The 12551-nt window shown below is 64.1% G+C and carries 7 protein-coding genes; 5 read left to right on the plus strand and 2 right to left on the minus strand.

Annotated elements, in window-relative coordinates:
- The first annotated feature begins 82 nt into the window (after positions 1 to 82).
- The 5 genes from mnmG (at position 83) to ACN9M2_RS17785 (ending at position 7975) form a co-directional block, all read left to right on the plus strand.
- The gene (gene mnmG, locus ACN9M2_RS17765) at positions 83 to 1957 is read left to right on the plus strand and encodes a tRNA uridine-5-carboxymethylaminomethyl(34) synthesis enzyme MnmG (protein WP_426285940.1); all 1875 of its coding nucleotides are present in this window, start codon (positions 83 to 85) and stop codon (positions 1955 to 1957) included.
- A gap of 115 nt (positions 1958 to 2072) precedes the next feature.
- Positions 2073 to 2831, plus strand: a complete 759-nt coding sequence (locus ACN9M2_RS17770; RefSeq protein ID WP_426285941.1) for an RDD family protein — start codon at positions 2073 to 2075, stop codon at positions 2829 to 2831.
- A 103-nt stretch (positions 2832 to 2934) separates the two neighbouring features.
- Positions 2935 to 5271, plus strand: a complete 2337-nt coding sequence (locus ACN9M2_RS17775; RefSeq protein WP_426285942.1) for a Tex family protein — start codon at positions 2935 to 2937, stop codon at positions 5269 to 5271.
- Between the two features lie 235 nt (positions 5272 to 5506).
- Positions 5507 to 7324 (plus strand): autotransporter domain-containing protein, encoded by a 1818-nt coding sequence (locus ACN9M2_RS17780; RefSeq protein ID WP_426285943.1) that lies wholly within the window; start codon positions 5507 to 5509, stop codon positions 7322 to 7324.
- 201 nt (positions 7325 to 7525) lie between these two features.
- Positions 7526 to 7975, plus strand: a complete 450-nt coding sequence (locus ACN9M2_RS17785; RefSeq protein ID WP_426285944.1) for a hypothetical protein — start codon at positions 7526 to 7528, stop codon at positions 7973 to 7975.
- Positions 7976 to 8041: 66 nt separating this feature from the next.
- Here ACN9M2_RS17785 and ACN9M2_RS17790 read toward each other — a convergent pair whose 3' ends face one another.
- A complete protein-coding gene (locus ACN9M2_RS17790; RefSeq protein WP_426285945.1) occupies positions 8042 to 8896 on the minus strand; it encodes a YbaY family lipoprotein in 855 nt (284 codons plus the stop codon).
- Between the two features lie 364 nt (positions 8897 to 9260).
- Positions 9261 to 12290: a TonB-dependent receptor gene (locus ACN9M2_RS17795; protein ID WP_426285946.1), complete on the minus strand. Its 3030-nt coding sequence runs from the start codon at positions 12288 to 12290 to the stop codon at positions 9261 to 9263.
- Positions 12291 to 12551: the final 261 nt, after the last annotated feature.

Here is a 12551-nt window from a genome sequence, read left to right on the forward strand (position 1 = left end):
ACCCCGGCGCCCTGCCGAGCGGCGCCCGTCCGCAGCGCGTAAAATCACACCCTGCTTCCTGTCTTCCTAACGCCTGATTCCCATGCTGCATAGCGAAACCTTCGATGTCATCGTGGTCGGTGGCGGTCATGCCGGCACCGAGGCCGCACTCGCGGCCGCGCGCGCGGGCGCGCGCACGCTGCTGCTCAGCCACAACATCGAGACCATCGGCCAGATGAGCTGCAATCCCGCGATCGGCGGGATCGGCAAGGGCCACCTGGTCAAGGAGATCGACGCGCTCGGCGGCGCCATGGGCGTCGCGGCCGACCGCGCAGGCATCCAGTGGCGCACGCTCAACGCATCGAAGGGGCCCGCGGTGCGTGCGACGCGCTGCCAGGCCGATCGCAGCCTCTACAAGGCCGCCATCCGCGCCATGGTGGAGACGCAGCCGAACCTCGTGCTGTTCCAGCAAGCGGTGGACGACCTCATCCTCGTCGGCGGGCGGGTCGCCGGCGTACGCACGCAGATGGGCCTCGACTTCCACGCCGCCGCCGTCGTGCTGACAGCGGGCACCTTCCTGGCCGGCAAGATCCATATCGGACAAGCACAGTACGCCGGTGGTCGGGCGGGCGATCCGCCAGCGTCGGCGCTGGCCGCGAAGCTGCGCGAACTGCCTGTCGCCGCCGACCGGCTGAAGACGGGAACGCCGCCGCGCATCGACAGCCGCAGCATCGATTTCTCCATGCTGGACGAGCAGCCGGGCGACGACCCGATGCCGCACTTCTCCTTCCTGGGCTCGGCGACCGATCATCCGCGCCAGGTAAGTTGCTGGATCACCCACACCACCGAAGCGACGCATGACCTCATCCGCGGCTCGCTCGACCGCTCGCCGTTGTACAGCGGACAAATCGAGGGTGTCGGTCCACGGTATTGCCCCTCGATCGAGGACAAGGTCGTCCGCTTCGCCGACAAGACCTCTCACCAGATCTTCGTCGAACCGGAAGGCCTGGACACCTTCGAGATCTATCCCAACGGCATTTCCACGTCACTGCCCTTCGACGTGCAATACGCGCTGGTGCGTTCCATCCCGGGTTTCGAGCACGCGCATATCACGCGCCCCGGTTACGCCATCGAGTACGACTACTTCGATCCTCGCGGCTTGCACCCCTGGCTGGAAACCAAGGGCATCCCCGGCCTGTATTTCGCCGGCCAGATCAACGGAACCACGGGCTACGAGGAAGCCGGGGCGCAGGGTCTCATCGCCGGCATGAACGCCGCGCTCGCCATTCGTGGCGATGCGCCGTGGTATCCGCGCCGCGATGAAGCCTATATCGGCGTGCTCATCGACGACCTCACGACCAACGGAACGATCGAGCCCTATCGCATGTTCACCTCGCGCGCCGAATACCGCCTGCACCTGCGCGAGGACAACGCCGACTTGCGACTGACAGCGCAGGGACATGCGCGCGGCGTGGTGTCGGACGAACGCTTCCATCGCCTGGAAGCCAAGCGAGAGGCCACCGAGCGCGAGACCGCGCGCCTGCGCGGTCTATGGGCTGCCCCGGGCAACGCATTGGGCGCGGCCATCGAACGCACGCTCGGTATCGCCCTCAGCCGCGAGACGCACGCCCTCGACCTGCTTCGTCGTCCCGAGATGGACTATGCGAAGCTGACGACGGTGGCCGAATTGGGACCGGCGGTGGACGACGCCGAGGTGGCCACGCAGGTGGAGGTGCAGGCGAAGTATTCGGGTTACCTGGAGCGCCAGCGCGAGGAGATCGAGCGCCAGCGGCGGCACGAGACCACGGCGATACCCGATGGTTTCGATTACGACCGCGTGCGCGGCCTTTCCGCCGAGGTCCTGTTGAAGCTCAAGCGCTCCCTGCCCGCGACGATCGGACAGGCCGCACGCATCAGTGGCGTCACGCCCGCCGCGATCTCACTGCTGCTGGTGCATCTGAAGCGCCGGGCGGCCTGAGGGAGCCTGGCCCGCCACGCACCGTCGCCACCACTCCATGACCACCAGCAGTCGGCGTGGTCGCCGGCCATCTGGCATCATCGCTCCCATCGAGTTAGCGAGTGGAAGGACCACCATGCAAGTCTGGATCGGACGAAACGGCGAGCGCTTCGGCCCCTATGCGGAGGAAGAAATCCGCCAGTGGCTGCGCGACGGCACCTGCCGCCCGGAGGAACTCGGCTGGCATGAGGGCATGACGGACTGGCGTCCGCTGGGCGAGCTGTTTCCGGACGAGCGCCCCGCCGCTGGCAGCGTCCCGCCGATGCCGCCTCCCGCCCCGCCACCGTTCCTGGGCGTCACCGAGGTCGCCGAACCCGAATACGCCGGCTTCTGGCTGCGCTTCGGCGCCTGGGTGATCGACTACCTGATCCTGATGGTGCCCTTCACGATCATCAGCCTGAGCATGGGTCTCGGCGCGGCGATGACGAAACTCCTCAGCCAGATGGAATCGGACCAGACGGCGGCGATCTCCGCCTACGCCGTGGCCGTGCAGCCCATCACCTACGTGCTGCTGGTGATCGGCTTCGTCTACTACGCGGCCTTCGAAAGTTCGAAGTGGCAGGCCACGCCGGGCAAGATGGCCGTGGGCATCCGCGTCACCGATACGGAAGGCAAGCGCATCAGCGTGGGACGCGCCGCCGGACGCAATGCGATTCGCCTGGTGAACGCCTTCACTTTCCTCGTCCCCATGGTCTTCTACGTCACGGCCGCCTTTACCCAGCGGAAGCAGGGCGTGCACGACCTCCTGGCCAGCACCTACGTGCTGACCGGGCGCGCCGACAAAGTCGCCGCACCCGCCCCGCGCAGCGGCACGGGCGGCAGCTTCGACGCCTGACGGCTCCGCCCGCCCCGGCCGCGCGGCCGGGGTCTTCCCGTGCCTTGCTATCATCCCCAGCCCGGCCCGACGTTCGGCCGGCCGAGTCACGCACAGGAACGACATGCAGAGCATCGAACAACGTATTGCCCAGGACATCGCCGCCAAGCCGGAACAGGTGCGAGCGGCGGTGGAACTCCTCGATGGCGGCGCCACCGTGCCCTTCATCGCACGCTATCGCAAGGAAGTGACCGGAGGTCTCGACGACATCCAGTTGCGCCTGCTGGAAGAGCGCCTGCGCTACCTGCGCGAACTCGAAGACCGCCGTACGGCCATCCTCGACAGCATCGCCGAGCAGGGCAAGATGACCGACGCCCTGCGCGCCGACATCCTCGCCGCCGATACCAAGGCGCGCCTGGAAGACCTGTACCTCCCCTACAAGCCCAAGCGCCGCACCAAGGCGCAGATCGCCCGCGAGGCGGGCCTGGAGCCGTTGGCGATCGGCCTGCGCGAAGACCCGGCGCTCGATCCGGAAACGTTCGCGGCTGGCTTCGTCGACCTGGAAAAGGGCGTGGCGGATACCAAGGCCGCGCTGGATGGCGCCCGCGCCATCCTCATGGAGACGATCGCCGAGGACGCCACCCTGGTCGGCGAGCTGCGCGACTGGCTATGGGAAAAGGGCCAGATCCGCGCGACCGTCGTTCCGGGCAAGGAAAACGAGGGGGCGAAGTTCCGCGACTATTTCGACCATGCGGAGCCCGTTTCGAAGATCCCTTCGCATCGCCTGCTCGCCCTGATGCGCGCGCGTAACGAAGGGGTGCTGGAGATCGATCTCAACCCGGGTGTCGACGCCGACCAGGGCCACGCCGAAGGCGAAGGCCGTGTCGCCGCACGCGCCGGCATCGTCGATCGCGGCCGCCGTGCCGACGCATGGCTGCGCGAGACCGTGCGCCTCACCTGGCGCGTGAAGCTGCACCTGCACCTCACCCTCGATCTCTTCGGTCGCGTGCGCGAGTACGCGGAAGACGAAGCCATCCGCGTGTTCGGCGAAAACCTCAAGGACCTGCTGCTGGCCGCGCCGGCCGGCGCCAGGACGGTGATGGGGCTGGACCCGGGCATCCGCACCGGCTGCAAGCTGGCCATCGTCGATGCCACGGGCAAGCTGCTCGCCTACGACACCATCTACCCGCACGAACCGCGCAACCAGTGGGACCAGTCGATCGCCCGCATCGCCCAGCTGACCAAGCAGCATGGCGTGAACCTCGTGGCCATCGGCAACGGCACAGCGTCGCGCGAGACGGACAAGCTCGTCGGCGAGACGATGCGCAAGCACGCCGACCTGAATCTCTCCAAGGTCGTGGTGAGCGAAGCGGGTGCGTCGGTGTACTCGGCATCCGAGCTCGCGTCGAAGGAGTTTCCCGACCTCGACGTCTCGATCCGCGGCGCCGTGTCCATCGCGCGGCGCTTGCAGGACCCGCTCGCCGAACTGGTGAAGATCGAGCCGAAGGCGATCGGTGTCGGGCAATACCAGCACGACGTCAACCAGGTGAAGCTCGCCCGTGCGCTCGACGCGCGCGTGGAAGACTGCGTGAACGCCGTGGGCGTCGACGTGAACACCGCCTCGGCTCCCTTGCTCTCGCGCGTGGCCGGCCTCTCGTCCAGCGTGGCCGAGAACGTGGTGAAGCACCGCGACGCGAACGGCCCGTTCCCGAGCCGCAAGGATCTGCTCAAGGTGCCGCGTCTTGGCGACAAGGCCTTCGAGCAGTGCGCGGGCTTCCTGCGCATCACCGGCGGCAGCAATCCGCTCGATGCCAGCTCGGTGCACCCCGAGGCGTATCCGGTGGTCGAACGCATCCTCAAGCAATGCGGCCGCGAAGTGAAGCAGGTGATCGGCGACACGTCGTTCCTGCGCGGCCTCAAGCCCGAGGACTTCACCGACCAGACCTTCGGCGTGCCGACCGTGCGCGACATCCTCAAGGAACTGGAAAAGCCGGGCCGCGACCCGCGCCCTGAGTTCGTGGCGCCGAGTTTCGCCGAGGGCGTCGAAGACCTGAAAGACCTCAAGGTCGGCATGGTGCTCGAGGGACGCGTGACCAACGTGGCCGCGTTCGGTGCCTTCGTCGACATTGGCGTGCACCAGGACGGACTCGTACACGTGTCGGCACTTTCACACACGTTCGTGAAGGACCCGCGCGACGCCGTGAAGGCTGGCGACATCGTCAAGGTCAAGGTGATGGAGATCGACCTGCCGCGTAAGCGCATCGCCCTGAGCATGCGCCTGGACGATGTGCCGGGCGAAGCCCGCGGCGGTCGTCCGGGAGCGCGCGACGAGGCTCCGGCAGGCGGCGGCCGCCGTGGTCCACAGCAGGGGGGCGGCCGCCCGGCCCAGCCGCCCAAGCCGGCGGCCGCGCCTGCCAACAGCGCCTTTGCGGATGCCTTCTCACGGGCGCTGAAGAAGTAGGAAAGGCCCGTGCGATTAGGGGAATTCTCAAACGGGAGCGCCTGACCGCGCGCGCCGGCAGCAGCAGAAGCCCTGCCGGTTTTCGTCCTACCGCTCCTGCGCCGACAGGAGCGGTCATCGCGCGCCTCACCTGGCGTAGCGACCCTCAACCCACCCTACCGCAGCGCAGCATGCGCCGCCGTATGGCTTCCATTACCGTAACGTTTCTCTAACGCCCACACACGGAGTGAACCACATGCGTATTCGCCACCTTGCCGGTGCCATCGGCGCTGCCCTTCTGTTCAGTGCCGGCGCTCACGCCGACGGCTTTACGCAGGTCGTTTCCTTCGGTGACAGCCTCAGCGACAGCGGCAACGTCTCCACGCTGATCGGCTCACCGGTGCAGCTTCGCTTCACCACCAACCCTGGCACGGTGGCGGTCGAAAACATCGCGGCCCACTACGGCTACACGCTCGCCCCCTCCCTCCTGGGCGGTACCGACTACGCTTACGGCAATGCAAGGGCCGCCACGATCAATCCCGTCACCGGTACGCCGCTGACCGTGCCGCCGACGTCCACCCAGATCCAGACCTACCTGGCGTCGACCGGCGGCAAGGCCGACCCGAACGCGCTGTACACGATGTGGATCGGCGCCAACGACCTCCTGGCCGCCACGGCCAACCCGGCCACCGCACAGGTCGTGGTCGCCACCGCGGCCACGAACGAAGTCGCCCAGATCAAGGCGCTGCAGGCCGCTGGCGCGAAGACCATCGTCGTCTTCAACCTGCCGGACGTGGGCAAGACGCCAGCCGCCATGTCGCAGGGCGCCGCCGCTTCCGCCGGGATCACCCAGCTGACCCAGGTCTACAACGGCATCCTCTCCGGCGGCCTGGCCCAGGCCAACCGCGGCATCGTGCCGATCGATACCTATGCGTTGCTCAACGAAGTCATCGCGAGCCCGGGCACGTACGGCTTCACCAACGTGACGACGCCGGCCTGCACCACGTCGAGCTCGCTGACCTGCACGCCCGGTACGCTGCGTGACCCGAATGCGGCCAGCACCTATCTGTTCGCCGACGGCATCCATCCGACCACGGCGGCACATGCACTGCTCGGCCAGTACGCGATCTCGGTGATCACGGCCCCGCAGCAGATCTCGCTGCTCGGCGAGGCCGGCCTCGCCTCGAACGCCGCGCATGTGCGCTCGTTGCGCAACCAGATGATGGCCGACAACTTCGGCGCCGATTCGCGCGTTTTCGCAGCGGTGGATTACGGCCAGCAGAAGTTCAAGAACACCGACACCTCGCCCAAGACCGACAGCGACAACGTCAACCTGACCATCGGTGCCGACGCACGCGTCAACGATCACGTCTCGCTGGGCGTAGCCCTGGGTATCGCGCAGTCCAAGGCTGACTTCCAGGGTGGTGGCGGCTACAAGATGCAGGACATCGCGGGCTCGGGCTACGCGTTCTACCACAACGGCGGTGGCTACTTCGGCGGCTTTGCCAGCTTCGGCCAGCTGAGCTTCACCGACATCGATCGCCGCATCGACCTCGGCGCTGCCCGTCGCACCGAAACGGGCAAGACCGACGGCTCGCACGTCGGCGGCGGCCTGACCGGTGGCTGGTGGTTCGGCAACGAAACGCTGAAGACCGGTCCGTTCGTCTCCGTGGAGTGGGAGCAATTGCGCGTGTTCGGCTACACCGAGCGCAACGACACCAGCACGGCGATGCGCTTCGACAGGCAGACGCGTAACGCACGCATCGAGACCGCCGGCTGGCGCCTGCAGGGCTCGTGGGCCTCGGGCAACACCGTGCTGCATCCGTTCGCCGAAGTGGCCTACAACCACGACGGTCGTGCCGACGACCGCTACGTGACCGCCGGCCTGACCAACATGTCGGGCGAATTCAGCGTGCAGGGCTTCACGCCGGACAAGACCTGGGTTACCGCCGACCTAGGCGTCACCGCCGAATTCAACCAGACCTGGAGCGGCTGGGTGAGCTACACGGGTCGCTTCGCGGACGACACGCAGCGTTACAACGGGTTGAACCTGGGTGTGAAGATGGCGTTCTGATCCGTCGATATGTGATGACGACGGAAACGCCGGCGGAAACGCCGGCGTTTTTTATTAGCAGCCAGTTTTCTTGCCGGAAATGCGTAGGAAATTTCTGAAAGCCATGTAGGCCGCGGAGGAAGCACGCCATTCGATGCGTGCGGGATACATCAGCCGCATAGACTCGACGAGCCTCATTCGAGGCCATCAGAGGATGCTTAGATGAATCGGACCCGCTACCTGCTCGCCGCCCTTCTTCTTGTCTGTTTTGGCGCTCTCCCAGGTGTATCCCTGGCACTGCCGCAGTTCGCGCGCGCAGTCATTTATTTCGATGCGAACGACAACATCATCGGAAACCAGAATCTTTACTGCAATAACGTCCGTGAGCATGCCGGCAATATCGACGTCGCCAACGCTTATCGTGTGGAATTCGAGTATGGATGTGGCGACCCCATCGTCTCGTGCGACGCCCTCGGCGTCTGCAGCACGGTAGGTCACAATACCGTCGACAGCGTCGCTTATTTCCGTTCCGCAACCGGTCGAACCATTAACAATTACTGCACCGACCCGACGTACCCCGGAGGCCCCTTCTTCAACAAGAAGGATTGCTCGCTCCCTGCTCCGTCGGAGCTTTCGGGCATAGGTGCCTACTCGTCCGGGTTTGGTGGTTAAATTCGTTCCAAATAAAAAACGCCGGCACAAGCCGGCGTTTTCTTATCGTTCGCAACGAAGGTGGAGTTACTTCTTACCGCCGCCCTTCGCGTACATCGCCTCGGCCTGCTTCTTCAGGTCGTTGGCGGCATCGTCGCTCAGCACGTCGACCTTGCCGCCGGCTTCATCCTGCTTCAGCACCAACTCACCGGCATCGTTCCAGCCCGCGCGCTCGATCGAGGTCGGCTTGCCATCCTTGCTCGGCTTCTTCTCCTGGACGATAACCCACGGCTTGCCGTTCTTATAAGCGTAGTTCGTCGAGGTGAAACCCTTGTCGCCGTAGTCGACGAGTTCGATCACGAACTGGACGTCATTACCCTTCTTGAAGATCTGCCAGCCGCGCGATTCGCCTTCCTTCAGCGCGGTACCCTGGGTGACCTTCATGCCGCCGATGTTCTTCTTCACGCTGTTGAAGCCGGACAACTCCTTCTCACCCGGGGTGGCTTCACCGACAAGCTGGATGTTGGCGACGTTCTTCGCACCCTTGGTCAGCACCGGTGTCTTCAGCGGCGAGGAGTAGTGACGCTCACCGTCCTGCAGGGACACCTCGACGATGTACATGTCGTTCGGATTGAGGTCGGACGGGTTGAAATCGAGCTGGAACTGCTGCGGCAAGGTGACCGGCTGGATCGTCTTGGATGCGAGGGGCTGCGAGCCTTCAGCCGAGACGTCGACAAGCTTGAGTTCAAGTTTGGCATCCGGCGATAGCTGCGCGCCGGCGTCGCGAAGCGCGACCGTTCCGGTAACGGCGTTGGCATTGGCGGGAGCGGCATTGTCGCTGCCACCGGCGGCGGCCTGCTGGCCGTTGTTGTCGGAGCCGCCGCTGCAGCCGGCAAGAGCCAGTGCGGCCACGGATGCGAGCGACAAGAAGATCCTGCGCATGGGTCGAACCTCGTTACGGAACGGAAATGTCATGGGTCACGGAAGATACGCGCGCGCATGGCGCACAAGGCCTTCCGGGGGGAATCTCGGAGCATACCGGCAAATGGGCTGCGGGAAAAGTCAAGGGACAAGCCTTATGGAATGCTTATTTCGCGACGCCTTCCGCATGCCTGGGCTTAAATTTGCCGAAAATCGGCAAATTATTGATTTATTGGAGCTTTCAGAAGCACCCATTATGAATTGGGCCGGTCATGCCGCCGAACGAAGGAAGTCCCGAAGCACAAAAAAAACGCCACCCGAAGGTGGCGTTTCGTTTCGCCCGCTACGAATTACCCGCAGCGGGCCAACCCGTGACTTCGTTGGATCAGAAGTCGTAGGTGATACCGAAGCGAACGTAGCGCGGGGTTTCCCACGACTGCGGCGTCTGGTAATTGCCATCCGAGTAGTCAGAGTTCAGACGGGTCGGCTTCTGCTCATTGAGAACGTTGTACACGTTCACGTTGAACGCGAGCTTGTGATCCGCGAACGCCGGACGGTATTCGGCATTGAGCGACAGGATGTGCGTCCAGTCGGTCGTACCCTTCGAGCCGTACGGCGACGGCACGCCATCGCACCAGTGGTAGTAGTTGCCGTTGTACGCCGGAACGGTCTGGTTGGGACCATACAGACCTTCGCACGAGTTCGGCGAACCGGAGGCCATCTGCAGAATGCCGCCGATGTTCCATTCCGGGGTGATCTGCCAGGTACCGTAAGCCTTGATCTGGTGGCGATGGTCGTTCGGGAGACGGCCGGAGCCGTATTCCATGATCGACGGGTAATCCCAGTCCTGCGTCGCAGCGATGTCCTGCTGACCGATGTCAGACTTCACCTGGCCTTCCGAGTTGCCGTAGCTCTTCGAGAAGGTGTAGGTGATACGGCCCCACAGCTTGCCATCGAACGGATGCTCGAGGTACGTATCCAGCGCGTAGTACTTACGCTTCGGCTTCGGGAAGCCGAAATCGGCATTCGTGATGTGGACCTGCTGGTAGCCACCCGTCGCGTTCGGCAGCTGGAACGTCGCCGCATTGCCTGGGTTGAAGAAGTAGCAGCCGCGCAAGCCGCTTACGTCGGCACCCTGCGCAATGGCCTGGCCTTCGAGCACGTCGGTGTCGCAGACGTCGTCGATGATGCGATTGAGCCTGCGGTACGTCGCCTTCATGCCGAAGTTCAGCTGATCGTTCAGGACCTTGTCGAAGCCGAGGATGTACTCATCCTGGTTCTGAGCCTTCAGGTTCTTGGCCGTCACGGTCTTCGGATCCGGCTGCTGGCCGTATTCGCGATTAGCCGAGTAAGGCACGCCCGCACCCTGGTAGGTGTTGATCGGGGTCAGCCCGGTCGGATAACCATTCGCGTCGATACCCGTGTAGGTGTAGTACTCCTTGGTGTAGTAGGAGCCCGAAGCACCGCGGAGTGCGACGCTGGTCGGCAGCGCGAGGTAGTAACGACCGGCGTTACCGTAGACCTTGAAGCTGGAGTCACCGAAGACGTCCCAGCTGAAACCAAGGCGAGGTGCCCACTGCGGGCGGGTCTGCGTGATGTACGCATCGCCATCCGGGTTGTAGTTGGTGAACTGGTCGTTGCGCAGACCGATCTTCACCAGCCAGCGGTCGGTCACCTGCCAGGTATCTTCGATGTACTGGGCGCGCTGTTCGACGCGGGTCGAGGCACTGGTGTACTGGACATACTTGTCCACGAAGTAGCCATTCTGGCCACCCGGATAACCGATCGGGGCGTCGACCTCACCCTCGGCAATTTCGCTGGCCGGGTTGTTCTGGCGACCGTACTGCCAGGCATAGCCGGCATTCGGGGCCATCAAGGTGCTGTCGTTCAGATCCTGCGTACGCTGGTTATCGATACCGGCAGTGATCGTGTGATCACCCAGCTTGTACGTCAGATCGATACGGTAGTTCGCACCGCGCGTCGAATGGGTCGGATCGGTGTACTGAATGACCTTGTTCGCGTTGGTGATCGGTGCGCCGCCGGTGAACGCCGGATTCTGATTGGTCGAACCGAGAATCGGGATCAGGTCAGGATAGTTATTCACGTTCTCCTGATAGATATCCGTGATCTGCTTACCGAACTGCGCCGACACGGTGAAATCGTCGGTGATGTAGCCGGTGTACTTCGCGATCCACATCTTCGCCGAAGTCTTGGTCGGAACGTCCTGACCGAGATACTCGCCGCGGCTGAAATCGTCGTAGTTGTACTCGTAGTTCGAGCCGTTGTACTCGTGCTTGGTCGAGGCGGCGGTGAGCTCGAGGATGTGGTTGTCAGTGATGTTCCAGTCGACCTTGGCGTACCACTTCGGATCCTTGAAGGTGCGCTTGGTCTGCTGGGCGGCGCTGGAGTTGACGCCGGTGTACTTGTCTTCGGTCTTGGCGGCTTCGACCGACGCGAACATGAACAGCTTGTCCTTGATCAGCGGACCACCGACATAAGCGCTTTCAACCGCTTCCCAGCCCTTGTTGGCGCTGCGGTTCTGGTAAAGCGTGCCGTTGAGCTCGCCACCCGGATAGCCCTTGCCGTAGTAAGTGCTGGACGGCGTGCCGCGCGCCCATTCCGGCGTATAGAGAATCTGCGCACCGAAGTGCCATTCGTTCGTACCGCGCTTGCCGACCTGGTTGATCACACCGCCGTCGGAACGACCATATGCGGCACCGTAGCCGCCGGTCAGCACTTCCTGCTGTTCGATCGAGCCGTATGGCAGTTCGATACCGCCGAGGCCGTTCAGCGGGTCGGTGACATTCATGCCGTTGATGTAATACGCGTTCTCGGACACGCCGGCACCGCCGAACGAGGAGAGACGCTGACCGTTGGACTGGTTGGTGAAGTCCGAGCTGCCCTGCACGACGCCAGGTGCCAGCTGCGCGATCGCATCGGCGCTACGAGCAAGCGGGAGCTTCTGCAACTGCTGTGCGGTAACGACCGTACGCGAATCCACGCCCGTGACGTCGATGGACGGCAGGGTATTCGCCGAGACGGTCAGTCCCGACAGATCCTGTGCCTCGCCTGCCGTCTTGGGGTTGTTGAAGGAAACCTCGGTACCGGAACCGACGCGGATGCCGACGTTGTCGCGGCTCGAAACCGTCGCGCCATCGGAGGAAACCGACACGGTATAGGTGCCAACCGGCAGCGAACCGATCGTGTATCGACCGGACTGGTCGACAGTAACCGTACGGGTCACGCCAGAGGCGCTGGTCGCGGTGACGGTCTGGCCGGGGGTCGCGCTACCGAAGATCGTACCCACGGTGGACTGCGCGACCACCATTCCGGACCCGCCGAGTCCGACGGCCAGCGCGAGGGCGAGCGAAGAACGACGCAGGACAGACGCCTGCCGGATGCTACGAGAACTCATTGCAAATCTCCCCAGATCGGCCCAACCGGGCCTGAAAACACGCAAAACCGACCAAGGCCGGAAAATAGTGACCTGAGCGGGTGCAGGGTTTGGGGGTTTTGCCAGCGCGCCACTCCTCCCAGAGCGGTACGCCTCTCCCCTTGGACTTGCTCCCGACAAGCCGTCGACTCTTCACTGAACGGTAATGTGAACGTGGTTCACAAAAGTACCGGCCAGAATCGTCGATGCCGAACATAGGCGGACGCTGACCGCCATGTCAAC

Source organism: Luteibacter sp. E-22 (assembly GCF_049913125.1).
GTDB lineage: Bacteria > Pseudomonadota > Gammaproteobacteria > Xanthomonadales > Rhodanobacteraceae > Luteibacter.

Excerpts from the sequence above, each read along its gene's own strand:
- ACN9M2_RS17780 (WP_426285943.1), top strand. The coding sequence starts at position 5,507 with ATGCGTATTCGCCACCTTGCCGGTGCCATCGGCGCTGCCCTTCTGTTC.
- mnmG (WP_426285940.1), top strand. The coding sequence starts at position 83 with ATGCTGCATAGCGAAACCTTCGATGTCATCGTGGTCGGTGGCGGTCAT.
- ACN9M2_RS17770 (WP_426285941.1), top strand. The coding sequence starts at position 2,073 with ATGCAAGTCTGGATCGGACGAAACGGCGAGCGCTTCGGCCCCTATGCG.
- ACN9M2_RS17795 (WP_426285946.1), bottom strand. The coding sequence starts at position 12,290 with ATGAGTTCTCGTAGCATCCGGCAGGCGTCTGTCCTGCGTCGTTCTTCG.
- ACN9M2_RS17775 (WP_426285942.1), top strand. The coding sequence starts at position 2,935 with ATGCAGAGCATCGAACAACGTATTGCCCAGGACATCGCCGCCAAGCCG.
- ACN9M2_RS17790 (WP_426285945.1), bottom strand. The coding sequence starts at position 8,896 with ATGCGCAGGATCTTCTTGTCGCTCGCATCCGTGGCCGCACTGGCTCTT.
- ACN9M2_RS17785 (WP_426285944.1), top strand. The coding sequence starts at position 7,526 with ATGAATCGGACCCGCTACCTGCTCGCCGCCCTTCTTCTTGTCTGTTTT.